General features: G+C 70.1%; 25 protein-coding genes. 7 read left to right on the forward strand and 18 right to left on the reverse strand.

Features of this window, described 5'->3' with window-relative positions; translation table 11 throughout:
* Positions 1-3: 3 nt before the first annotated feature.
* The 12 genes from EZM51_RS10000 to EZM51_RS10055 form a co-directional block, all read right to left on the reverse strand.
* Positions 4-1,056, reverse strand: a complete 1,053-nt coding sequence (locus EZM51_RS10000; protein WP_136708125.1) for an alpha/beta hydrolase — start codon at positions 1,054-1,056, stop codon at positions 4-6.
* A gap of 70 nt (positions 1,057-1,126) precedes the next feature.
* A complete protein-coding gene (locus EZM51_RS10005; RefSeq protein ID WP_248305575.1) occupies positions 1,127-1,996 on the reverse strand; it encodes a type II secretion system F family protein in 870 nt (289 codons plus the stop codon).
* A gap of 11 nt (positions 1,997-2,007) precedes the next feature.
* A complete protein-coding gene (locus tag EZM51_RS10010; RefSeq protein WP_136708126.1) occupies positions 2,008-2,958 on the reverse strand; it encodes a type II secretion system F family protein in 951 nt (316 codons plus the stop codon).
* A complete protein-coding gene (locus tag EZM51_RS10015; RefSeq protein WP_248305576.1) occupies positions 2,955-4,544 on the reverse strand; it encodes a CpaF family protein in 1,590 nt (529 codons plus the stop codon). The genes EZM51_RS10010 and EZM51_RS10015 overlap by 4 nt, the downstream gene beginning before the upstream one ends.
* Entirely contained in the window at positions 4,541-5,881 is a 1,341-nt protein-coding gene (locus tag EZM51_RS10020) for an AAA family ATPase (RefSeq protein WP_136708127.1), read from the reverse strand. The genes EZM51_RS10015 and EZM51_RS10020 overlap by 4 nt, the downstream gene beginning before the upstream one ends.
* Complete coding sequence (locus EZM51_RS10025; protein WP_136708128.1) at positions 5,878-6,633, reverse strand: RcpC/CpaB family pilus assembly protein; 756 nt, start codon at positions 6,631-6,633, stop codon at positions 5,878-5,880. The genes EZM51_RS10020 and EZM51_RS10025 overlap by 4 nt, the downstream gene beginning before the upstream one ends.
* 53 nt (positions 6,634-6,686) lie before the next feature.
* Positions 6,687-7,730, reverse strand: a complete 1,044-nt coding sequence (locus EZM51_RS10030) for a pilus assembly protein TadG-related protein (protein ID WP_136708129.1) — start codon at positions 7,728-7,730, stop codon at positions 6,687-6,689.
* Positions 7,718-8,071: a TadE/TadG family type IV pilus assembly protein gene (locus tag EZM51_RS10035; RefSeq protein ID WP_248305577.1), complete on the reverse strand. Its 354-nt coding sequence runs from the start codon at positions 8,069-8,071 to the stop codon at positions 7,718-7,720. The genes EZM51_RS10030 and EZM51_RS10035 overlap by 13 nt, the downstream gene beginning before the upstream one ends.
* A 108-nt stretch (positions 8,072-8,179) precedes the next feature.
* Positions 8,180-8,374, reverse strand: a complete 195-nt coding sequence (locus tag EZM51_RS10040; RefSeq protein ID WP_136708131.1) for a Flp family type IVb pilin — start codon at positions 8,372-8,374, stop codon at positions 8,180-8,182.
* A 216-nt stretch (positions 8,375-8,590) separates the two neighbouring features.
* Entirely contained in the window at positions 8,591-9,241 is a 651-nt protein-coding gene (locus tag EZM51_RS10045; RefSeq protein ID WP_136708132.1) for an A24 family peptidase, read from the reverse strand.
* A gap of 26 nt (positions 9,242-9,267) precedes the next feature.
* The gene (locus EZM51_RS10050) at positions 9,268-10,647 is read right to left on the reverse strand and encodes an FAD-dependent oxidoreductase (protein ID WP_136708133.1); all 1,380 of its coding nucleotides are present in this window, start codon (positions 10,645-10,647) and stop codon (positions 9,268-9,270) included.
* A 48-nt stretch (positions 10,648-10,695) separates the two neighbouring features.
* A complete protein-coding gene (locus EZM51_RS10055; protein ID WP_136708134.1) occupies positions 10,696-11,817 on the reverse strand; it encodes a polyprenyl synthetase family protein in 1,122 nt (373 codons plus the stop codon).
* A gap of 125 nt (positions 11,818-11,942) precedes the next feature.
* Here EZM51_RS10055 and EZM51_RS10060 point away from each other — a divergent pair, with 125 nt between their 5' ends.
* From EZM51_RS10060 to EZM51_RS10070, 3 genes are read left to right on the forward strand one after another with little or no spacing between them, the layout of a single operon-like run.
* The gene (locus EZM51_RS10060; RefSeq protein ID WP_136708135.1) at positions 11,943-12,623 is read left to right on the forward strand and encodes a TetR family transcriptional regulator; all 681 of its coding nucleotides are present in this window, start codon (positions 11,943-11,945) and stop codon (positions 12,621-12,623) included.
* A gap of 41 nt (positions 12,624-12,664) precedes the next feature.
* Positions 12,665-13,636, forward strand: coding sequence for an ABC transporter ATP-binding protein (locus EZM51_RS10065; protein ID WP_136708136.1), 972 nt, complete (start codon positions 12,665-12,667; stop codon positions 13,634-13,636).
* Positions 13,633-15,303, forward strand: coding sequence for an ABC transporter permease (locus EZM51_RS10070; RefSeq protein ID WP_136708137.1), 1,671 nt, complete (start codon positions 13,633-13,635; stop codon positions 15,301-15,303). The genes EZM51_RS10065 and EZM51_RS10070 overlap by 4 nt, the downstream gene beginning before the upstream one ends.
* A gap of 96 nt (positions 15,304-15,399) precedes the next feature.
* Here EZM51_RS10070 and EZM51_RS10075 read toward each other — a convergent pair whose 3' ends face one another.
* Complete coding sequence (locus EZM51_RS10075) at positions 15,400-16,104, reverse strand: class I SAM-dependent methyltransferase (RefSeq protein ID WP_136708138.1); 705 nt, start codon at positions 16,102-16,104, stop codon at positions 15,400-15,402.
* A gap of 15 nt (positions 16,105-16,119) precedes the next feature.
* Between EZM51_RS10075 and EZM51_RS20545 the strand changes: the two genes are divergently transcribed.
* The 3 genes from EZM51_RS20545 (at position 16,120) to EZM51_RS10090 (ending at position 18,062) form a co-directional block, all read left to right on the forward strand.
* Positions 16,120-16,299, forward strand: coding sequence for a hypothetical protein (locus EZM51_RS20545; RefSeq protein ID WP_169053857.1), 180 nt, complete (start codon positions 16,120-16,122; stop codon positions 16,297-16,299).
* A 117-nt stretch (positions 16,300-16,416) separates the two neighbouring features.
* The gene (locus EZM51_RS10085; RefSeq protein ID WP_136708139.1) at positions 16,417-16,710 is read left to right on the forward strand and encodes a DUF427 domain-containing protein; all 294 of its coding nucleotides are present in this window, start codon (positions 16,417-16,419) and stop codon (positions 16,708-16,710) included.
* Positions 16,711-16,733: 23 nt separating this feature from the next.
* The gene (locus tag EZM51_RS10090; protein WP_248305578.1) at positions 16,734-18,062 is read left to right on the forward strand and encodes a chorismate-binding protein; all 1,329 of its coding nucleotides are present in this window, start codon (positions 16,734-16,736) and stop codon (positions 18,060-18,062) included.
* A 10-nt stretch (positions 18,063-18,072) separates the two neighbouring features.
* Here EZM51_RS10090 and EZM51_RS10095 read toward each other — a convergent pair whose 3' ends face one another.
* From EZM51_RS10095 to EZM51_RS10105, 3 genes are all read right to left on the reverse strand, one after another.
* Positions 18,073-18,930, reverse strand: coding sequence for a polyphosphate kinase 2 family protein (locus EZM51_RS10095; protein WP_248305579.1), 858 nt, complete (start codon positions 18,928-18,930; stop codon positions 18,073-18,075).
* Positions 18,931-19,108: 178 nt separating this feature from the next.
* Positions 19,109-20,947 (reverse strand): 2-succinyl-5-enolpyruvyl-6-hydroxy-3-cyclohexene-1-carboxylic-acid synthase, encoded by a 1,839-nt coding sequence (gene menD, locus EZM51_RS10100; RefSeq protein ID WP_136708140.1) that lies wholly within the window; start codon positions 20,945-20,947, stop codon positions 19,109-19,111.
* Positions 20,940-21,374, reverse strand: coding sequence for a PLD nuclease N-terminal domain-containing protein (locus EZM51_RS10105; RefSeq protein ID WP_136708141.1), 435 nt, complete (start codon positions 21,372-21,374; stop codon positions 20,940-20,942). Before EZM51_RS10105 ends, menD begins: the two co-directional genes overlap by 8 nt.
* A gap of 74 nt (positions 21,375-21,448) precedes the next feature.
* Between EZM51_RS10105 and EZM51_RS10110 the strand changes: the two genes are divergently transcribed.
* Complete coding sequence (locus EZM51_RS10110; RefSeq protein WP_169053860.1) at positions 21,449-21,739, forward strand: DUF4229 domain-containing protein; 291 nt, start codon at positions 21,449-21,451, stop codon at positions 21,737-21,739.
* Between the two features lie 84 nt (positions 21,740-21,823).
* Here EZM51_RS10110 and EZM51_RS10115 read toward each other — a convergent pair whose 3' ends face one another.
* Both EZM51_RS10115 and EZM51_RS10120 read right to left on the reverse strand, forming a co-directional pair.
* Entirely contained in the window at positions 21,824-22,813 is a 990-nt protein-coding gene (locus EZM51_RS10115; RefSeq protein ID WP_248305580.1) for a 1,4-dihydroxy-2-naphthoate polyprenyltransferase, read from the reverse strand.
* 66 nt (positions 22,814-22,879) lie between these two features.
* A complete protein-coding gene (locus tag EZM51_RS10120; RefSeq protein ID WP_136708143.1) occupies positions 22,880-23,326 on the reverse strand; it encodes a helix-turn-helix domain-containing protein in 447 nt (148 codons plus the stop codon).
* Between the last annotated feature and the right edge of the window lie 57 nt (positions 23,327-23,383).

Consider the following 23,383-nt stretch of genomic DNA (forward strand, 5'->3'; position numbering starts at 1 on the left):
CAGTCAGCGACTGGGCGCATAGCCGCGCAACCACCGCGTGATTGCCCCGTAGGCGGCATCCCGCACCGGCCGGCGCGACAGGAAGACGTCGTGCAGTGCCCCGTCGATGCGTGCGACCGTGACGTTCGGCCCGAGCCTGAGCGTGCGCTCGGCGATGTCGTCGACGACGAGTACGACATCGCTCGAGAACATCTCGTCATCCCACCGCGGCTGGATGGTCGAGCGCGCCGACAGCAGCGTGAGCACCGGTGCGCCAACGTCGATGCCGGCGGCGACGGTCGCGTGGCCGGCCAGCACGGCGGTGAGCCAGGCGGGATACACCCGGAAACTCGGATCCGGCCGCCACTCGTGCGAGTACTCCCACTCGCCGTCCTGCTCCTTCGCGATGGTGCGGGTGTAGAAGCCGAGGTCCACGTTCGGCATCGGCCCCATCGGATTCACGCGAGCGCCCCAGCCGACCACCGGCGCGAGCGCCTCGCGACCGATCCGGCTGCCCTGGAACTCCAGCCACGGGCTGTTGAGCACGAGCGCGGCGGCCCGCCCCGGGTTCCGGGCGGCCCAGAGGCTCAGCGTGAGGCCGCCGGTCGAGTGACCGAGCAGGATGAGCGGCCTGGTGGATGCCGCCGCTGCGGCATCCGTCGACGTGCGTGTTGCGGGTGCCCCGTGCCCCATCGCCTCGAGCGCCGCCTCGATGTCGGCGTCGTAGGCGGCGAGGTCGGTGATGTAGCCCGGCGTCTGGCCGGGTCGGAGACTGCGGCCGTACTTGCGCAGGTCGAGCGCGAAGAAGCGCGCACCGGCGCCGGCCCAGAACTCGGCGAGCTCGTGGTTGAAGAAGTAGTCGCTCCAGCCGTGCACGTACAGGACGTCGGTTCCGGATGCCTCGCCTGCGGGCCGTGGCTTCCATGGCCACTCGTACCAGGGCCGCGGCTTCGGCCGGTACCGCACGAGCGTGGCAACGACCTCGCCCTCGTCGTCGGCGCCGAGCGGAAGCGTGAGCTGCTCGTATCCGTCGCCGAGCACGTCGGGGCGCCATCCCTCGACGCGCTGCTCGGCCACGGCACCCCCCTGCTCGTGGTCCCAGCCTACGGAAGGGGGCTCGCCCCAGTCGCGGGGCTCGTCGCTCAGCTCAGGAGAACGCCCCGATGATGCCGAGGACCGCTGGGAAGAGCAGCACGATGAACAGGACCGGCAGGATCGCGAAGACAAGCGGGAACACGACCTTGATCGGCACCTTCATCGCGCTCTCCTCGGCGCGCTGCCGACGCTTCACACGCATCTCCGACGACTGCACGCGCAAGACGTCGGCGATCGCGATGCCGTAGCGGTCGGCCTGTTGCACAGCCCGGATGAACCGCTTGAGATCGTCACAGTCGGTGCGGGTGAGAAGTGCCGCGTAGGCGTCGAACCGGGAGCGCCCGATCGACATGTCCTGGAGGGTGCGAACGAGCTCCTCCGACAGCGGGCCGGTGGTGTTTCGGGCCGCCTTCGCCATCGCCGATTCGAAGCCGAGGCCGGCCTCGACGGCGATGGTCATCTGGTCGAGGGTGTCGGGCAGCGCCAGAAGGATGGCCTTCTGCCGGTCGTCGGCACGACTCGAGAGGATCACGTCGGGCGCGACGAGCACCAGCACGGCGAACACGATGCCGAGCGCAGTCTGGAGCGGAGCCTTTGAGAGCGCGATCGTCGCGACCATGACGAACACGGCCACCACCGCCAGGGCGAGCCGGAGCACGAGGAACCCCCCGACGGTCCACTGCTGCGACTTGCCCGCGTGGATGATCTTCCGTTGGATCCATCCCGTGTACCCGCGCGGCATGACGGCGTTCAGCGACTCGGCGAACGTGCGCCGTTCGACGCGGATGCGCTCCGACTCGGTCGGCGGCGCGACGACGGCGGCGACATCCGCCCGTGAGGGGATGGCGCTGATCGCGATGAAGACGAGCACACCGATGCCGACCGCGACGGCCGCGATGGCGAGGTAGACGACGAGGGTCACCGGCGGGCTCCTTAGAACTTCACTCTGACGACGGCGGACATCCAGAACGTGCCGACGGCCATGAGCACGATCGCGATGATGATCGCGAACCAGCCGAGCGGGGACTCCACGAAGGGCGCGAGGTAGTCGGGCCGAAGAATCAGTACCGCAGCGACCACGACGATGGGCAGCAGGATGAGCACGGTCGCCGACAGACGACCCTCGGCGCTCAGTGCCTTCACCTGTCGCCGGATCTGGTTGCGCTCGCGGATCGTGGCCGCGGTGCGCTGGAGCGTCTCGCTGAGGTTGCCTCCGGTCTCGCGGTTGATCTGGATGGCTTGAGCCGCCCACGAGAAGTCGTCGGAGCGCATCCGTTCGGCGGTGTCGGCGAGCGCCTCGCCCAGATCGCGACCGATGCGTGTCTGGTTCACGACCCGCGCGAACTCCTCCGTCGTCGGGGAGTCGGCGTGTTGGGCGACCGAGTCGACTGCCTGCAGCAGGCCGTGGCCCGCCCGGAGGTTGCCAGCCACGAGCTGCAGGGTGTCGTCGAGCTGGTCTGCGAACCGGGCTCGGCGCCGGTCGGTTCGGATGTTCAGGTAGGCCGAGACCAGGAGCGGCGAGGCTGCAGCGAACAGGACGCCGAGCACGACCGCCCAGAACGTCCCGAACCCGATGAGCACGCCGATGAGGCCGAGCACGGCGGCAACTGCGAACACGATGATGAGGAAGGCCGACGGCTCGGAGCGAATGCCGGCGAGCTCGAGCCGCTCGCTACCGAACATGCGACGGTCGCGTTGGCCGGCCGCCTGCTCGATCGTCTCGACCGCGCGGCGGGTGGCCTTCTGCAGTGCCGAGACGTGTTCGGCACCCGGCGCGATGCGACGCTCGACGGCCACACGCTTCGGCGGCGGCGCGATCACGAGGAATACGAGCGCGAAGAGCGCAAGCAGGACGCAGACCGCGCCGACGGCGAAGACCGTCATCGGATCTCCCCGAGCAGCGATCCCGGCCGCGGCTGGTAGCGGAACACCTCGGTCGGCACCGAGATACCCACCTCCGCGAAGCGCTCGACGAATCGCGGGCGCACTCCGGTCGGCTCGGCGCGACCCATGAAGCGGCCCTCTGCATCAAGACCGGCGCCATAGTCGAATGCGAAGACGTCCTGCATGGTGACGACATCGCCTTCCATGCCGTGGATCTCGGTGAGGCTGACGACCCGGCGAGTGCCGTCGCGAAGGCGTGCGATCTGCACGATGAGGTCGATCGCCGATGACACCTGCTCACGGATCGCCCGCAGCGGCAGGTCCATTCCCGCCATGAGCACGAGCGTCTCGAGCCGCGACAGCGCGTCCCGCGGAGAGTTCGCGTGGATCGTCGAGATCGACCCCTCATGGCCGGTGTTCATCGCCTGCAGCATGTCGAGGCTCTCGCCCCCACGCACCTCGCCGACGACGATGCGGTCGGGCCGCATACGAAGCGAGTTGCGCACGAGGTCGCGGATCGTGATCTCGCCACGGCCCTCGATGTTCGCGGGCCTGGACTCGAGGCGTACCACGTGCTCCTGCTGCAGCTGCAACTCGACCGCATCCTCGATAGTGATGATGCGCTCGTCGCCGGGGATGAAGCCCGACAGCACGTTGAGGAGCGTGGTCTTACCGGTGCCGGTACCGCCCGACACCAGGACGTTGAGTTTCGCCCGCACCGCGGCATCCAGTACCGTCGCGATCTCGCTGCTCATCGTGCCCGAGGCGATGAGATCGTCGACCGTGAACGGGGTGCGCGCGAACTTGCGGATGGTGAGCGAGGAGCCGTCGACCGCGAGCGGCGGGATGATCGCGTTGACGCGAGATCCGTCCTCGAGGCGGGCGTCGACGAGGGGCGACGACTCGTCGATGCGACGGCCGACACGTGAGACGATCCGTTCGATCACGCGGCGCAGCTGCGCCTCGCCCGAGAATCGGCTCGGCGATTCGTACAGTCGGCCGTTGCGCTCGACGTAGATCTGGTCGTGGCGGTTGACCATGATCTCGCTGACACCCGGGTCGTCGAGCAGGGGCTCGAGCGGTCCGAAGCCGAGCACGTCGGCCCCGATCTCGGCAATGAGGCGGTTGCGCTCGGCCGGTGTCAGTGCGACCTGCTCGACTTCGATGATGCGCCCGAGTTCCTCGCGGGCGATGCCGTGCAGTTTCTCCTCGGAGAGTGTCGGGTCGTTGAGTCGGGCGCCGATCCGGCCGAAGAGCTCCTGCGCGGCGCGCTCCTTGAGTTCGGCGAACGGGTCGATCGTCGCCGGTGTGTGCGGAACGCCGCTGCCGGCGACAGCCTGCCATGTGGACGTGTGCCCCTCGGTCCCGGCGGGGCCGCTCGAGTGGGACTTCGCCGCGATCGCTGCAACCTGGTCTCCCGGAAGATCGAATGCCTGAGGGCGCGTCGAGACCCCCGATCCGTCGGAGCCGTCGGCCGCGCCGGACCCGAGGAGCTCCGCCAGCGACGGGGCGATCTCATCGGGCATCTCCGCAGCGTGCGTGGCGTTGATGCGTTCGCGCCGATTCAGGCGATCACTGAGGCTCATTGGGATCGTCTCCTCCTGTGGATGCGGCGACGGGTCGGATACGCCGTGGGTTCGATTCGCTGCACGAGCGTGCGCACCGCTTTGGCCGCCGAATCACGGGGATCGTTGTGGATGAGGGGAACCCCGGCGTTGGCCGCGAGCAGCACGCCCGACGATCTCGGCACGACAATGTCCGGGGCTGCCCCGATGATCGGCTCCGCGTCGGCAACGACCAGTCCGGTGTTCTTCTCGACGGCGTTCAGCACGATGTGCCGGTTCTGCGGCAGGAGCCCGAGTGCCACGAGCAACTCGAACTCGGTGCGCAAGGCACGCAGGCTTGCGACGGTGAGGGATGTCACGAAGATGCCGTCGGTCGCATGCTCCAAGGCGGTCAGGGTGTGCTCGCCGAGCCCGGGCGTCGTGTCGATCACCACGTACCGGAACATCGTCGCAAGGCGGTCGATGAGTGCGCCCATGCGGTGGGGGTCGATCGTGTCGGCGAGCTCGGGCGAACGCGGCGCGGGGATGACGAAGAAGTCGTCGACGTGGCGGATGAGCAGGGTCTTGATCAGCACCTCGTCATCGGCCGCGTCGACCGCCTCGACGAGGCCACGCGTCGCAGTCAGATCGAGCACGTTCGCGATGTCGCCGAACTGGAGGTCGGCGTCGATGAGCACGACGGAGTGCGGCGCGACCTCGGCAAGTCCTGTCGCGAGGTTCACCGCCATCGTGGTCTTACCCTGACCGCCTTTGGGCGCAGCGACGGCGATGACCTCGGTACGCACCCCCTCGACGTCGGGCAGTGTCCATTCGGGTTCGGCCGGCTCGGCAACCGCTTCGGGGGATGCCTCGACCACCGCCTCCGCGGCAGGTGGCTCCGCCGATGTCGCCTCGGGTTCGATGCGCAGGTCCACGAGTGAGATGGTGGCCTCTCCGTCGGACGGATCGGCCACGTCGTCGGTCGTCTCGGGCGGCACTGCCCTGCCGGCCGTCACCAGCCATTCGTCGAGCCGACCGATGAGCGACTCCGTCGCGGCATCCGTCGCCTCGGGGCTCAGCACCGCGTGCATGCCGACCTCCTCGACCCAGTCCTCGAGGTCGGAGCGCTGTTCGCGGACGACGACGACACCGATACCCGGGTGCTGTTCGCCGAGGGCGACCGAGAGGGACTTGGTCTCATCGAGTGTCAGCAGCGGACCGAGCAGGGCGATCGCTGGGGTTTCCCTGACGCGGTCGACCGCCTCGTCGACGCCGAAGGTGAGGTACTCCCCCGGAAGCGTCTGCAGGCGGGCGCGGAAGAGCCGGCGGAGCCGGGTCTCGTACTCTGCGCTTCTGCTGACGAGGAGGTAACGCGTCACTGCCAGGCGTTGCTTCCGTCGACGGGAGAAGTGCCGCTGTTGTCTGTGGCATCGTTCTCGAGAGTGAGCCACATCTGCGCGTAGTCGGCAGACTCACCCTCGGTGAACCACACCCAGCGCTCGACGTCGTGTGCCGAGAGCGCGATGGTGACCATCACGTTGGCGTCGGAGCTCTGGTCGATCTCCTCGCCGGTCTCGGGATCGACACGAGCCACACCCTGCACGCGTGTCACGAGCACTCCGTGGAACGCGAATCGCGTGATGGGATTGATGACATCCTCTTCGCCACCCGGCTCATCTGGGTCAACCGTGCCCACGAGCCCGATCCGATCGCCCGCAGTGACCTGGCCGCCGACCACTCGGTCGGCCGGCAAGGTGAACGACACGAGCTGCATGCCCGGGGGCACTGCGACCGATCCCGCCGCCGCGTCGGCGGGATCGACGAAACGACCCTCACGAAGGATGTCGCCCGGCAAGAGGTCGGCGGAGGTGACGAGCCCCTCGAGGTCTGCGAGGTCGGTGACGGCGTCTTCGGGCACGGCGTTGCGCGGGAGATTGCCGACTTCGAGCACCGCCTGCACCGCGTCAAGCGTGGCGCCTTGCGACACCGGTTCAGTGACGACGTACGCCTCGACGAGCTCAGCGCCCTCGGCCGCACGAGCATCGGCACCACTGACGTAGTTCAACACGGCGAATCCACCGGCCGCGGCCAGGATGACGGCGACGACGGCGCCGATGATGCGAGTCTTCAAGATGGTGGAGCTTTCTGTAGGGAAGGCCGGCGGGTCGCGCCCGCAGGACTCGATCAGTTGATGAGGTCGTCGACCTCCGCAGGCGTCAGCGTGAGCTTGACGACCATGGCGCCGCCGCCGGGTCCGCCGGTCTCGACGCCGGGATCGGTCGTCGTGACCTCGACGAACTCTCCCTGAAGGAAGCGGCAGTCGTTGCCCTTCTCCTTGCACGCAGGGACGGGGTCTACCGCCTCGGGGTCCAACCGCTCGCCGCCCGAGACGCTGTAGCCGGTGATACGGAAGCCCACGTAGACCCTGATGTCGTAGGTCTTGTGCGCGAGCTCGCCGTAGTGCACGGGCAGGTAGACGATCCGCCCCTCGTCGATCGCCGCATCCAGATCGTCTTTGCAGCCGTTCGGAACGGCGTTGCCCGGCTCGATGACGGCGCCGTCCTCGATGCTCGTATAGGCGCGGCAATCGTCTTTCGAGATCGGGTCGAGCCACCCGAATCCACCGTCGATGACGTGACCGTTGTGCGCGATGTCGCAGTCGAGCTCCGACGTCTTGCCTTCGGGTTCCGTGTCGAAACGGATCGTGTAGTGCACGCCGTCACCGATGATCCCGGGGTCGGCGAGCGGGTCGGCTTGGCACGCCGAAACGCTGAACGGGAAGGAGTAGCCGCCTCCGACGCCATCCCAGGTCGCCGAGGCCGTGGCTCCCACGGTCGTCGCGTCGATGCCGATGAGCTGGGCAAGCGGGTGACGCAGTTCGTTGCTGCCGTCGGCTTCTCGAGTCTTGGTCGTGACCGTAACGACATCCGCCCCGTCGATCGTCGCGAACCTCACTTCGTGAATTTCGGCCGCACCATCGTTCGCATCGTTCGCGTTCGCGTATCCGCCGGCGGTGGCCACATAGGTTCCGCAGTCGCCTGCAGCGCAATCGAGTGCCACCGCGAGCGCGGCCGCATCCGCGCCGTTCTGAAGTTTGGCGCGTTCGGCGTACAACGCGCCAACGTCGATCGCGATGGCACCGGCCCCGAGCAGCGGGATGAGCGCGAACGCCACGACGGTTGCCGTCGCCCCCCGTTCATCGCGAAAGCGCCGCATCAGCCGCCGCATGGCATGACTCCTCTTCCGGTGAGTGTGATGGCCCCGACTCCGGGAACCCAGGCCTCGAGGCCGGTGATCGTTTCGAGGGCGAGCGTGACGACGACCTCCGCGTCGCCACCGCCGGCAACTGAGCAGACTTGCGGAGTCGTGACCGTCGGCACGCTCTGGAGCGACGTCGCAGCGTTCGTGGCAGCAGCCGTCGCGTCACCCGCGTCGCGTGTGATTGCAAGAACTCTCGCGCCCTCACGGGCGGCATTCGTCACGGTCAACTGCTGGTTGAAGATGTAGCCGAATTCGATGATGCCGAGCAGTAGCACGATGAGCGGGATGAGGACGAGGGCGAACTCCACCGCCGCCGCACCCGTCTCGTTCGAACGGCGGCTACCAACGAGGGTGGCGCCGGAAGATGTCCGACGCCACCCTGACCTCGCGTTCAATGTCCGGTCTCGCCGGGGCTGCTATTCGGTGGCGCCGCCGAGCTCCGTGGTGACCTCGTTGAAGGCGCCCGCCAGAGCAGCGGCGAGGAAGCCGAGCGCAGCGATGATGCCGACTGCGACGATACCAATGATCAGGCCGTATTCAGCGGCGTTGCCGTCCTCTTCGGCACGGAGCGAGTTGATGAGCGCGCGAGCGCGCGTGTATGCCTTGAGCATGCGTAGATCCTTCGGGGGTCGGGGGAAACGACACGCCACCGGCGACCGCCAGCGACTGCTTGAAGCTATCGGCGCGGGCCACCCTGAGGCCATGCCCCCATTTGGGGGACGCATCCGCAGGAATCCTCAGATTCGAGACCGGATCCGCATGATTTCGGGGCTCGACTGAGCATCTGTCACCCACTTTGGGGTAGGGGCAGGTACCCGACCGGCCATCTATCCGCCCACGAACAGCACCGCGATCAACGCCCCCATGAGCATCGACGGCCCGAAGGGGATCGACCCGCGCAACGTCACCCGCCGCAGCAACAGCGCGACGATGGCCAGAACCCCGCCCACCAGGAACGCCGCGAGCAGGCCCACGAGCCACGCGCTCAGCCCGAACCAGCCGAGCACGAGGCCGATCACGAGGGCGAGCTTCACGTCGCCCATCCCCATCGCCGATGGCGAGATGAACGCGAGCAGGAAGTACACCGCGAACATCCCCCCGGCGCCGGCGACCGCCCAGAGGAGCGGCCACCACGTGCCGGCAGCCCACGTCGGCGGCACGAGCAGCAGGCCGACGACGCCGAGCGTCGGGAAGACGACGGCGTTCGGAAGCCGCTTCTCGGCGAGGTCGACGAGGGTGAGCACGGTCGCGGATGCCGCGAAGACGAGCAGCGCGGGGAGGATCCACGAGAGCCCGAACCGCAGCGCGAGCACGCCGAACGTGAGCGCGGTGAGCGCGGCGCCGACGATGCGCACGGTGCGCAGGGGCATCCGCTCGCCCTTCATCGAGCGCTGGGTCCAGGCGGCGAGGGGCCACCAGCCGAGGACGGCGCCGACGATCGCCGCGCCCAGGGTGAAGAGGACGTGGGCGACGGGCATGAGGTGCAGCGTAGCGGCTTGAGCGGCTACGCCTCGCCGCGCGAGATCGTGACCATCTCGTCGCGGGGCACGACCTTGATGCGCTTGCGGCCCTCGGCCGACCCGAGGGCCTGCTCGTGCTCGTCGAGGCGGTGCCAGCCGTCGAGGTCGGTCCACTCGATGCCCCGCGACTCGAGCATCTCGATCACCGACTCCTCCGAGGGAGCCTCGGGCCGCCACCAGTTGCCGAGGTCGTTGATGACGTGCTTGATGGTCTCCATCGCGTCGGACTTGGTGTGCCCGATGAGGCCCACCGGCCCGCGCTTGATCCAGCCGGTCGCGTAGACGCCATACATCTGGCGCGCGTCGCCGGTCTCCTTGTCGTGGATGAGCACCTGGCCCTCGTGGTTCGGGATGACGCCGAACTTCTTGTCGAACGGGATGCCGGGCAGCGGCGACCCGAAGTATCCGACGGCACGGTACACGGCCTGCACGGGCAGCTCCCGGATCTCCCCGGTGCCGACCACGCCGCCCTCGCCGTCGGGCGCGGTGCGCTCCCAGCGGAAGGCGCCGACGTGCCCGTTGCCGTCGTCGACGATCTCGAGCGGCTTGGCGAAGAAGTGCAGGTGTAGGCGCCGCGACGCCTTCCCCACCTCGCGCTGTCGCCACTGCTGCAGCACCTTGTCGATCACGAAGACCTGCTTGTTGCCCGACACTGCAGCGCGAGCGGCCTCGTCGTAGTCGAAGTCCTCGTCGTAGAGGATCATGTCGACGTCGCGCAGCTCGCCGAGCTCGCGCAGTTCGAGGGGGGTGAACTTGACGGATGTCGGGCCGCGACGTCCGAAGATGTGCACGTCGGTGACCGGTGACTGCTTGAGCGCCTCGTAGACGTTCTGTGGGATCTCGGTGGGCAGCAGGTCGTCGGCGTGCTTCGCGAGGATGCGGGACACGTCGAGCGCCACGTTGCCGTTGCCGATGACCGCCACCTCCTTCGCGTCGAGCGGCCACTCGCGCGGGTAGTCGGGGTGCCCGTCGTACCAGCTCACGAAGTCGGCCGCGCCGTACGACCCGTCGAGGTGCACGCCGGGCACGTGGAGCGACGCGTCGCGCACGGCGCCGGTGGCGAAGATCACCGCGTTGTAGTGGTTCTTGAGGTCGGCGAGCGTGATGTCGGTGCCGAAGCGCACGTTGCCGAAGATGCGGATGTCGCCACGGTCGAGCACCTCGCGGAGCGCCGTGATGATGCCCTTGATGCGGGGATGGTCGGGGGCGACGCCGTAGCGCACCAGCCCGTACGGCGCGGGGAGCTGATCGAACAGGTCGATCGACACGTCGAAGTTGCGTTCGGCCTTCAACAGGATGTCGGCGGCGTAGATGCCGGCCGGGCCGGCGCCGACGATCGCGAGTCGCAGTCTGTTCCTCGTCACGTGCGTGGTCTCTCCATCAACTCGTCGTCACTGTCAAACCTGTGCAGGTCAACTCTGCCGCTCCACGATCGTCTCGGCGAATCGCGTGAGTGCCTTCTTCACGCTGCCCTCGGGTAGCGGGGCGAGCGCCGCGACGGCGTCGCGAGCCCAGCGGTGGGCCTCCGCGAGCGTAGCGCGCGTGGCTTCGTGTTCCCGCAACTCGGCGACGATCGCATCGACCATCGCGCGCGACGGCACGATCCGCGAGGCGAGCGTGTTCGTGTCGAGCGGATCGCCGGCCTCGACGGGTTGCGCGACGATCACGTCGCGCCTGATCCGGGCGAGCAGGTCGGCGGACGCGGCATCCGTCTTCGCCAGCTCGGCCAGCCGCAGGAACGGCAGCGTGACGACCCCCGCGCGCAGGTCGGTGCCGGGGACCTTGCCGGTCTCCTCGGGCTGCGGCGACAGGTCGATGACATCGTCGATGAGCTGGAACGCCACGCCGATCTTCTCGCCGAACTCGACGATGGGGTCCTCGAAGCCCGGGTCGGCGCCCGAGAACACGACGCCCGACCGGGCGGCGGCCGCGATGAGCGATCCGGTCTTGTCGGCGAGCACCTGGATGTAGTGGGCGATGGGGTCTTCGCCCTGGGCCGGGCCGACCGTCTCGTGCAGTTGGCCGAGCACGAGGCGCTCGAACGTGTTGGCCTGCAGGCGGATGGCCCGCTCGCCGAGTTGCGCCATCAACTGGCTCGCCCGCGCGAACAGCAGGTCGCCCGTGAGGATGGCCACCGAGTTGCCCCACACCGTCTGCGCGCTCGGCACGCCACGACGGCGCTCGGAGTCGTCCATGACGTCGTCGTGGTACAGCGAGCCGAGGTGCGTGATCTCGATCGCCTCCGCCGCCGTGACCACGTCGTCGGTCACGCCCGCGCCGAGCTGGGCGGTGAGCAGCGTCAGCATCGGCCGCACGCGCTTGCCGCCCGCTTCGAGCAGGTAGCGCGTCGAGACATCCGCGATCGAATCGGCGAAGCTCACCTCGCGCATCAGCCCGGCTTCGACCCGTTCGATGCCGGCGTCGATCGCCTTCGCCATCGCCCGATCGGCGGATGTCGCGAAGACACGCTCGCTCAGGCCGAGGTTCGCGGCGAGCGAGGAGCCTCGACGGGCGACCGGGTGGCTCGGTTTCACGCCCTCCAGCCTACCGGTGCCGTCCTGGCGGGTTTCGGGACGGCCGCGAGACAGCCGCGAGCAGCCTCCTGAACCCACCGATGGGGTCTTGCGCCCATGGTAAACGCCTGTTTACTCTGGTGAACATGCGTTCGCGACCACTGCTCTCCGAGGGCGACCTCTCGACCCGCGCGAGGATCCGCCACGCGGCCGTCGCCCGGTTCGGGCGCGACGGCTTCGACGCGAGCCTGCGCACGATCGCGCACGACGCCGGGGTGAGCGCCGCATCCGTCGTGAAGACCTTCGGATCGAAGGAGGCGCTGCGCGCCGAGTGCGACGAGTACGTCTTCGCGATCATCCGCGACAGCAAGCGTTCCGTCATCGCGGCCCAGTCGGGTGCCCCCGGCGCGTTCATCGGCCAGCTCGCGCGCATGGACGAGTACCGGCCGCTCATCGCCTACGTGCTCCGCGCCATCCAGGCGGGCGGCGACATGGCCCGGTCCTTCATCGACCACATGGTGGAGGACGCCCTCGGGTACATCGCCGATGGCGTCGCCGCCGGGCTCGTCGTTCCGAGTCGCGACGAAGAGGCCCGCATCCGGTTCCTCATCGGCGCGACCCTCGGCAATCTCCTCCTCGCACTCGCCACCGAGCCCGACCCGAGCGCGATCGAGCGCGCTGAATTCTGGGACAGGGCGCTCAACGCCCTCACGCTCCCAGCCCTCGAGGTCTACACCGAGGGCTTCCTCACCGACCGGGCGATGCTCGACGCCTACCTGCTCTACGTGCCCGATCCGCCGACGGATTCTTCAGGCGTCGTCGCCTGACCGAACTCCGATTCCGACACGATCGAAAGAGCGAGACTTCCATGACCAACGCAAAACAGGGCACCGCTGTGCCCGCGATCCAGATCTCCGGCCTCCGCAAGCGCTACGGTTCCGTGACGGCGCTCGACGGGCTCGACCTCCGCGTCGAGCAGGGCGAGGTGCACGGGTTCCTCGGCCCGAACGGCGCCGGCAAGTCCACCACCATCCGCATCCTCCTCGGCCTGCTGCGCGCCGACGGCGGCGAGGCCCGCGTGCTCGGCGCCGACCCGTGGGCGTCGGCCGTCGGCCTGCACCGCCGGCTCGCCTACGTTCCCGGCGACGTCGAGCTCTGGCCGAACCTCACCGGCGGCGAGGCGATCGACCTGCTCGGCCGGCTGCGCGGCGGCATCAATCGCGCCCGGCGTGACGAGCTGTGCGACCGGTTCGACCTCGACCCGCGTAAGAAGGGCCGCACCTACTCGAAGGGCAATCGGCAGAAGGTCGCCCTGATCGCCGCGCTCGCGAGCGACGTCGAGCTCCTGCTGCTCGACGAGCCGACGGCGGGACTCGACCCCCTCATGGAAGCGGTCTTCCAGTCCTGCATCCGCGAGGCGACCGCCGCCGGGCGCACCGTGCTGTTGTCGAGCCACATCCTCGCGCAGGTCGAAGTGCTCGCCGACCGCATCTCCATCATCCGCAAGGGCAGCGTCGTCGAGAGCGGCAGCCTGCGCGAACTGCGGCACCTGACGCGCACCAGCGTGTCGGTGATGACCGAGCACCCGGCCGATGCGATCACGTCCCTGCCCGGCGTGCACGAGGCGCACCACGACGGCGAGCAGCTGACCTTCGACGTCGACGGCGAGGCCATGCCCGTCGTCATGCGCGAGCTCGCCTCGCTCGGCGTCACCGGGCTCACCGCCACCCCGCCGACCCTCGAACAGCTCCTGCTCCGCCACTACGGCGACGAGCTGGCGGCCGGCGTCGGCAACGGCAACGGCAACGGGTCGAAGGCTCCTGCGGGGGTGGCACGATGAGCACGACCGCGGTGCCCACGCGCCGTCCGTCGCCCTCGCCGCTGCCCGCACGACTCGACGGCCACCCGCTCGCCGGGTTCCGCTCGCTGTTCCGGTTCATGCTGCGGCGCGACCGCATCCGGTTCTTCGGCTGGACGCTCGGGCTGACGCTCCTGCTCGCGTACTTCGCGAACGTGCTGCAGGTCGTCTTCCCGACCGCCGAGGACCTGCAGGCCTTCGCGGCGTTCTCCGCGAACCCCGCGGCCGCCCTGCTCATGGGGCCCGGCTTCGGCTCCGAGGCGATCACGCTCGAGCGGTTCCTCGTCGGTACCTACGGGATGTACCTCATCATCGGCGCATCGCTCATGAACATCCTCACGGTCACGAGGCACACCCGCGTCGAGGAGCAGTCGGGTCGCGCCGAACTCGTGCGCGCCAACGTCGTCGGCCGGTACGCGCCGCTCACGGCGGCGCTCGCCGTCGCCGTGCTCATGGACCTCGTGGTCGCCATCCTCATGGGAGGGATGCTCGCCGGCATGGGCTTCGACGCCGGGGGCTCGATCGTGTTCGGCGCGAGCGTCGGCGCTGCGGGCCTCGCCTTCGCGGGCATCGCCGCGACCTGCGTACAGCTCACCGAGTTCTCCCGCACGGCGGCGGGCATCGCCGGGGCCGTCCTGGGCGGCGGGTTCCTGCTGCGCGGCCTCGGCGACATGTCGGCCGCGCAGGGCGGCGGACTCGACTGGATCTCGTGGCTCACCCCGATCGGGTGGTCGCAGCAGGCCGCGCCGTACGTGCACGACCGCTGGTGGCCGCTCGCGATCTCGGTCGCCTGCTTCGTGGTGTGCGCCGGACTCGGCTACGCGCTGTCGGCTCGTCGCGACCTCGCCGCGGGTCTCGTGGCGGCTCGTCGTGGGTCTGCGTACGCCCCGTCGTGGCTGTCGAGCCCGTTCGCGCTCGCGTTCCGGCTGCAGCGGGCGAGCCTCGTCGGTTGGAGCCTGTCGCTGTTCGCGGCCGGCCTCGCATACGGCGGGTTCACCCAGGCGATGATCGACGGGTTCGCGGATGCCCCGCCGGAGCTGCTCGTGCTCTTCGGCGGCGAGGAGAACCTGCTCACCGGCTACCTCGGGCTCATGGGTCTCATGTTCGCGATGTTCACGACCGTGTTCGCGATCCTCGCCATGCAGTCGCTCCGCAGCGAAGAGTTCGACGGCCGCACCGAGCCCGTGCTGGCGACCGCGGTGAGCCGGCCGGCCTGGCTCGGCTCGTGGACCGCGGTCACGGCGCTCGGCGTCGTCTGGCTGCTGTTCGCCGCCGGCCTCGGCGAGGCGATCGGTGCGGCGGCGAGCACCGGCGAGGGCGAGTTGTTCAACGACGTGCTGCTCGGGCATGTGGCCCACGCGCCGGCGGTGTGGACGACACTCGCGATGGCCGCACTGCTCTACGCGGTCACGCCGCGCCTCGTGCCGCTCGCGTGGGCGGTGTTCGGGTACGCGTTCCTCATCGGGTTCTTCGGGCCCATGCTCGACGTCCCCGACGCTGTGGTGCAGGCCTCGCCGTACGAGCACATCGGCGAGTACCCCTCCGAGGACCTCTCGGTCACCGCGATGCTCGTGCTCACCGCGATCGCCGCGGGGATCACGGCGGCGGCGCTGGCCGGATTCCGGCACCGCGATCTCGTCACCGCCTGAGCGGACGCCATCGGTCCGCACCGGTCGCATCGGTCGCCCATCGGTCAGCATCGGTCGGCATCGGCCGCGTCGTTTCGGCGGCGCGGCCGGTGCCTGTCAGGCGGGCTTTCGGCCGCGGTGCAGCGCGACGACGCCCATCGTCAGGTTGCGCCACTCGACGTCGACCCAGCCGGCATCGCGCAGCCACGACGCGAGCGTGCGCTGGTCGGGCCACGCCTCGATCGACTCGTTGAGGTACTCGTAGGCGGTGTCGTTCGAGCTCGAGAGCTTCACGAGCGGCGGCATGACGTAGCGCTGGTACGCGTGGTACCCGGCGCGCACGAACCCGAGCGGCGGGTGCGAGAATTCGCACACCACGAGCCGCCCTCCGGGCTTGGTCACCCGGAAGAACTCGGCGAGCGCCTGCTTCGGCTCGTTCACGTTGCGCAGGCCGAACGAGATCGTGACGGCGTCGAACTCGTCGTCGCCGAACGGCAGCTTCGTGGCATCCGCCTCGACGAAGACGAGGTTCGGCACGCCCGCCTGGCGTCGGCGGCCGACCTCGATCATGCCGGGCGAGAAGTCGGCGGCGACGACGGATGCCCCGGACTTCGCGAGGCTGGCGCTCGAGGTGCCGGTGCCCGCCGCGACGTCGAGGATCCGCTCCCCCGGCTTCGGCGCCACGGCCCGCGTCGTGGCGACCCGCCACAGCGGCGCATTGCCCACCGAGAGCACGTTGTTGGTGCGGTCGTACCGAGCGGCGACCCGGTCGAACATGGCCGACACCTGGCTCGGGTCCTTGCCGAGGTCTGCGCGCGTCATCCTCCGAGTCTACGGTTGGATGTCGCGGCCGAAGCCGATGGGACCGACGACCTCACGGCGTTCGACGATGCCATCCGGCATATCCGCATATTGTCAGCGATCGCGATCGAGCACGGTGCGACCTGGATCACGCTCGACCGCGATTTCGCGCGCTTCCCGGGCCTGCGCTGGGAGGTGCCCCGACTCGCGGGATGACGGCCGCAACCCGCCGCGACCATGCCCTTCGATTTGTATGCATGGGAATGAAACCGTGGCGGCATCCGTTGACCTATGGCAACGACTGAGCGGGCATGCGCCCGACGAGGAGGAACCATGCAGGCCATCTGGAACGGCGCGGTGATCGCGGAATCCGACGAGACGATCGTCGTCGAGGGCAACCACTACTTCCCGCGCGAGTCGATCGACGAGCGCTACTTCGTCCCCAGCGAGAACCACACCGTGTGCCACTGGAAGGGCACGGCCAGCTACTTCCACGTCGAGGTCGACGGCACGCGCAACCCGAACGCCGCCTGGTACTACCCGACGCCCTCGATCGCCGCCCACGAGATCGCCGGTTACGTCGCGTTCTGGCACGGCGTCGAGGTGCGGGAGCGACTGGCGGCCTGATCCCGCGGACGTAGGCTGGTTCGGTGAACCACACGGATGCCTCGGCGTCGCACTCCGCTCGCACGCGGCTCGTCGTGCGCACCGAACCGGTCGACGAACTCGCCCCGCTCATCTCACGCGCCGACCCGCGGCATCCACTCCTCTGGATGCGGCGCGGCGAGGGCATCGTGGGCCTCGGCGAGACGATCCGCATCGAGACGAGCGGACGGACCCGCATCGAGGACGTCGCAGCCGCGTGGCGGTCGCTCGCCGCAGACGCCGACGTCGACGACCGCGTGGGCCTGCCCGGCACCGGACTCGTGGCGTTCGGCGCGTTCGCGTTCGCCGACGAGTCCGCCGCGACGAGCGTGCTGGTGGTGCCCGAGGTCGTGCTCGGGCGTCGCGAGGGGCGCGCGTGGGTGACGCGCATCTCGCTCGCGAGCGAGGACGGCGACGGCGCCGACGGGGCAGTGGATGCCGCGGCCTCCGTCGCCCTCGAGATTCCCGAGCCGTCGCCCAAGCGCCGGGTGCCGCGCGTGACCTTCACGCCGGGCGCCGTGCCGCCCGAGGCGTACGAGGCGGCCGTCGCCGAGGCCGTGCGGCGGATCGACGCCGGCGAACTCCAGAAGGTCGTGCTCGCCCGGCAGCTCGTGGGCGAGTTGCACGAGGAGGACGGCCTGCGCGCCGTCATCAACCGGCTCGCCGATGAGTATCCCGACACCTGGGTGTTCGCCGTCGACGGCCTCATCGGCGCGAGCCCCGAGACGCTCGTGCGTGTCGACCACGGCACCGTGTCGGCACGCGTGCTCGCGGGCACGACGTCACGGGGTGAGGACGAGGCATCCGACCGCGGACGGGCCGCCGCGCTGGCGTCATCGCCGAAGGACCTCGCCGAGCACGCCATGGCCGTATCGAGCGCCGTGAAACGCCTCGCGCCGCACACCGCGAGGCTCGACGCGAGCCCAGAGCCGTTCACGCTGCAGCTGCCGAACCTGTGGCACCTCGCGACCGACCTCAAGGGCACCCTCGGCGACGGGTCGAGCTCGCTCGACCTCGTGCAGGCGGTGCATCCGACCGCCGCCGTGGCGGGGACCCCTCGTCGCGTGGCGTTGCGCACGCTGGCCGAGCTCGAGGGGTTCGATCGCGGGCGCTACGCCGGCCCCGTCGGCTGGATCGACGGCGACGGCGACGGCGAATGGGCCATCGCGCTGCGGTGCGCACAGGTCGATGCCGACGGCACGGTGGCGGCATATGCCGGGTGCGGCATCGTGCATGACTCGGTGCCGGCCGACGAGCTGGCGGAGTCGACCATCAAGTTCCGGCCGATCGTGGAGGCGTTCGAGGCCTCGCCGCCCTCGCCGGCGGTGGAGTAGCGCGCGAGCGTCAGCTCGCCTCGAGCCGCGCCTTCTCGGCCTCGACGTCGAAGTCGGCCAGCGGCCAGTCGAGCCGCATCGCCTCGAGCGCCTCGATGAGCAGGTGCTGCACCGCCAGCCGCGCATACCACTTGCGGTCGGCGGGCACGACGTACCAGGGCGCGTGCGGCGTGGTCGTGCGTTCGAAGGCGACCTGGTACGCCTCCCGGTACATGGGCGCGAGCAGCCGTTCGTCGATGTCGCCCGGGTTGAACTTCCAGTGCTTGTCGGGCCGCTCGAGCCGGTCGAGCAGGCGATCCTTCTGCTCGTCCATCGAGATGTGCAGCATCACCTTGATGATCGTCGTGCCGGATGCCGCGAGTTCGGCCTCGAACTCGTTGATCGCGCCGTAGCGACGCTCGATCTCCTCGGACGGCGCGAGCTCGCGCACCTTGGCGATGAGCACGTCCTCGTAGTGCGACCGATCGAAGACGCCGATCATGCCCGCGTCAGGTACGCGCTTGCGGACGCGCCAGAGGAAGTCCTGCGCGAGCTCCTCCTCCGTGGGCTTCTTGAACGCCGCGAACTGCACACCCTGCGGGTCGACGGCGCTCATCACGTGCTTCACGATGCCGCCCTTGCCGGCGGTGTCCATCGCCTGCAGCACGAGCAGCACCCGGCGAGGATCGTCACCCATCTGGTTGCCCGCGAACAGCTTCTCCTGCAGTTCCGCGAGGATGACCGCGCCTTCGGCGAGCGAGGTCTCGGCGGCGGCCTTGTCACCGTCGAAGCCGGGGGTGCTCCGGGTGTCGACGTCGGCGAGGGTGAACCCCTGCCGCACGCGCAGCACGTCCGACGGATCCGTCGCCCAGTATTTCTCGAGACCCACGCTGCTCCCCTCGTCGCGGACCCGCCGCGCGCTCGCGCCGGTGTTCACCGCTCCCCCATCCTGTCGGTACGCCCCCTCCCCGCGTCAATGCCTCGCGGGGTCTCGAGACGCCGCGCTCGCTCCTCGACCGGCGGGCGTCAGCTCTGCACTCCCTAGCTCGCTCCTCGACCGGCGGAGGTCACCGGGCGAGCGGGACCTCGACGATCGCCGGCCCCGTCACGGCCGTTCCGAGCGCCTCGTCGAGCTCACCTCGCGTCGCGGCGCGGGCATACTCCCAGCCGTAGGCGCGCGCGAGCGCGGCGAGGTCCACGTGCTGCGGCGTGAACTGCACCCGATCGAACGCCGTCGCCGACGCCGAGCCCGCGACCTCGAGCGCATCGAAGATCGTTCCGCCGCCGTCGTTGCCCACGATGACCTGGATCCTCGGCCGCGGCTCCGCGTCGCCGAGGAGGAGCGACCCGACATCGTGGAGCAGCGTGAGGTCGCCGACGAGGGCGCGAGTGACGCCGGCGCGGGCGGGGTTCGGGGGCGTCGTGACATCCGTCGCCTGATCCTCGCCGGGCGCGGGCGACTGAGTGGCGATCGCGATGCCGAGCGCCGTGGCGACCGTGCCGTCGATGCCCGCGAGGCCGCGGTTCGCATGGGCCGCGATGCGCCGGCCGGGCACGGCTCGGTCGGCGTCGCGGATCAGCCTCGAGGCGCCGAGCACGAGTCGGTCGTGCGGCCACGTCGCCGCCCATACCGCGTCGACGAGCACGCGGCGCGTCACCGGCGCGCGCACGGCCGCGAGCTGCGCTCGCATGTAGTCGCGCTGCGCCGCGAAGTCGGAGACGTGACCGGTCTCGTCGATGCCGCTGTGCACGGATGCCGCGGGCGGAAGCCCCTCGGCCAGGATCGCGCGACTCGCGTGCACCCAGCGCCCGACCCAGGCGCGCTCCTCGGCCGACTGGGGCCGCCGCACGGCCTGCACCGCGCGCTCGAAGCGCTTGACGCGCCGCCCCGGATCGAACCACTCGATGCCCGACGGGGCCACGACGATGGTCTCGACGTCATCGCGCTGCACGAGTGCGGGCACCTCGCGCGAGAGCGTCGGATGCCCGAACACCACGACGCGCTCGACGAGGTCGCCGAAGCCGGGCTCGCGCAGCAGTTCCCGGTAGGCCACGACGAGGTTGGGTCCGAAGTGCGCGCCGCTCGTGACCTCGGCGATGAGCGGCCAGCCGCCGTCGCGTGCGAACTCCTCGGCGACCGGTCCGGCGCCGGCGCCCGCGACCACGACCGTGCGCGGGCCGGGCTCGACGAGTGCCGCCGCGGGGTCCGCACCCTCCGCCGATCGAGGACCGCCCGGCGCAGCCGGACCCGTCTCGAGATCCGCCGGCGCCACGGGTGCGGCTTCGAGCGTGATGACGGCCGACAGCGGCTCGCGGTACTGCAGGTTGAGGTGCACCGGGCCGGGACCGGGATTCGGCACGAACTCGCCCGCCGCGTCGCGACCGAGTGCCGCGGCGACGGCGTCGCGGGCGAGGCGGGCCGCGGCATCCGTCTCTCGGGGTTCGCCCTCGGGCGCGCCGATGTCGCGCTCCAGCCGAACCGCGCCGGCGAAGATGCCGGGTTGCATGGTCGTCTGGTTCGAGCGGATGCCCCGGAGCTCCGCCGGGCGGTCGGCCGTGCATACGATGAGCGGCACGCCCGAATGGTGCGCCTCGAGCACGGCGGGGTGCAGGTTCGCGACGGCGGTGCCGGAGGTGGTCACCACGATCGCCGGACGACCGGACTCCACGGCGGTGCCGAGCGCGAGGAACGCCCCGCCACGCTCGTCGATGCGCACGTGCAGGCGAATCGCGCCGACCCGCTCGAGTTCGGCCGCGGCGAGCGCGAGCGCCTGCGACCGCGAACCGGGCGCGACGACGACATCGCGCACGCCCGCCTCGACGAAGGCGCACAGGAGCGCCATCGCGGCATCGCTCGCGGGGCTCCGTCGGGCGTCGGGCGCCGTTCGGGGCTCCGGATCAGCCATTCGGTCGTCCGGCAGGTCCCGTCTCGCCGGCATCGGGGGCGTCGGGCCGCTTGCGCTCCTCGCCCTTGCTCGTGCCGGCGGCGTCGCCGAATCGCGGCTGGTCGTCGGCGTCGAGTTCGGCGAGCTCCTGCTCCATGCGGCGGATGCGCTCGTTCTGCGCGGCATCCTCCCGGAGCTGGCGGAGGAACTCCGCGTCGTCGTCGGGGGCGACCGTTCCGCCGCGCCGCGCGCCGATGCGATCGATGCGCCCGCGCCCGATGAGGAACCACAGCACGCCGCCGATGATCGGCACGAACAGGATGACGACGATCCACCAGCCACGACGCAGGCCTCGGATGCGCGTGCGGTCGAAGAACGCGCAGTCGGCGACGGCGTAGATCGTGAAGATCACGGCGGCGACGCCGAGTCCGAAGAGCAGCCGGGCCATTCCCCCAGTCTAGGCGCGTACGCCCGGCCCGCGGCTGTGAGAGTACTCAGGGGAAGCCGACCTACACTGTGAGGGTGAAGTCCGTGCCCGTCTGGATCTGGTACACCGCGTTGCGCATCCTGCTGTTCGCCGTGCCGCTCGCCGTGCTCCTCATCGCGGGCGTGAACCCGTGGGTGTCAGCGGCCGTCGCCGCCGTGTTCGGGTTCAGTGCGTCGGTCATCTTCCTGCGCCGCCAGCGCGAGTCGATCGCGAGCGACCTGTACGAGGCACGTCACCGGGAGACCCCGGCCGTGCACGTCGACGACGAGGTGGAGGATGCCGCGGTCGACGCGGCCTCGACCGAGCGGCGCGACCACTCCGCGTAGCCCCCTGGAGCTTGTGCAGGCGATTCGCCTCGATGTCGCGGCTCAGGCGGGGATGGGTCCCATTCCCCTGCACGAGCTTCGGGATCAGAGCGCGAACACGAGCCCCATCCCGAGCCCGTAGACCAGGGCCGTGATGCTCGCCAGCTGGAGCGCGAGCAGCAGCTCGCGCGGGGTCCGCCCCCAGAGCACGATGGCGCAGGCGGGCACCGCGATGAACAGTGCGAACTGCACGAGCACGGCCGCGGGATAGAACAGCGCGAAGAAGCCGGCGATCCCGAACGGCACGAGCATGAAGACCGTGAACAGGATGCGCCCCGCGAGCGGCCCGACGAGCACCGCGAGCGTGCGCTTGCCGGCCGCCCGGTCCTGCTCGACGTCGCGCAGGTTGTTCGCCATGAGCACGGCGCACGCGATGAGCCCGACGCCGACGCCGCCGAGCCAGGCCTCGAGGTTCACGGTGAGCGCCTGCACGTACGCGGAGCCCGCGGTCGCGACGAGCCCGAAGAACACGAACACGAACAGCTCGCCGAGGCCGTAGTACCCGTAGGGTCGCCGGCCGCCCGTGTAGAACCAGGCGGCGACGATCGCCACGGCGCCGACGGCGAGCAGCCACCACTGCTCGGTCACGATGGTGAGCGCGAGGCCCGCGATCGCGGCGAGCGCGAAGAAGCTGAGGGCGACCGCCAGCACGTGCTTCGGCTTGGCGGCACCCGAGCCGGTGAGCCGCGCCGGCCCGACGCGATGGTCGTCGGTGCCGCGAACGCCGTCGGAGTAGTCGTTGGCGTAGTTCACCGCGATCTGCAGGGCGAGCGCGACGACGAGGGCGAGCAGTGCGCGGGCCGGATGCCACGGGCCGTCCGGGATGGCGACGACCCCCGCTCCCGTGCCGAGCGCGACCGGCGCGATCGCCAGCGGCAGGGTGCGCAGGCGCGCCCCGGCGACCCAGTCGGCGACCGTCGCGGGGCCGCGGGCGACGGTGGGCGCGGCGGAGCGCTTGGCGGGGTTTCCGGAGCGCCGGTGCGCGTGCTCGCGGACGTCGGCGGGGTTCATGCGCTGGGGTTTCGGGCGTGCCACACCGACATGCTAGTCAGGCCACCCGAGGCGGGCGTGGGTCCGGGCCGGATCGGTCGAGCGGATGCCTCAGCGCACGTCCTTCACCGCGTCGAGGTAGCGCGCCACCACCTCGAGTTCGTCGACCGTGAACTGCTCGTGCACGCGGCGCATTGCCTCGAGGATGGTGCCGTACGGGTCATCCTCGCCGCCCTGTCCGACGCCGGCCGCGGCCTCGGGACGAACGCGCACCACGACGCGCCTGCGGTCGTCGGGATCGGTCGTGCGCTCGATGTATCCGTGCTTCTCGAGCCGGTCGAGCACGCGCGTCGTCGTGCTGGTGGGCAACTCGGTCTGCTGGCTGACCTCACCGGCCGTCATCGGCGCGCCGTTGCGCGCGATGAAGCCGAGCGCCTGCAGGTCGACGACGTTGAGCCCGAGCGAACGGGCGATGCGCTCGTTCGTCATCACCGATGACGCGATCACGAGCTGGAGCAGGCCGACGATGCGCCCGGTGACCTCGGCCCTGCTTGACATGCCTCGCCCGACTCCTTATCGTTCCCGTTGTGGGATTATCCCATACTGAAAATATCC

This window comes from Agromyces sp. H66, from assembly GCF_004959775.1.
Classification (GTDB): domain Bacteria; phylum Actinomycetota; class Actinomycetes; order Actinomycetales; family Microbacteriaceae; genus Agromyces.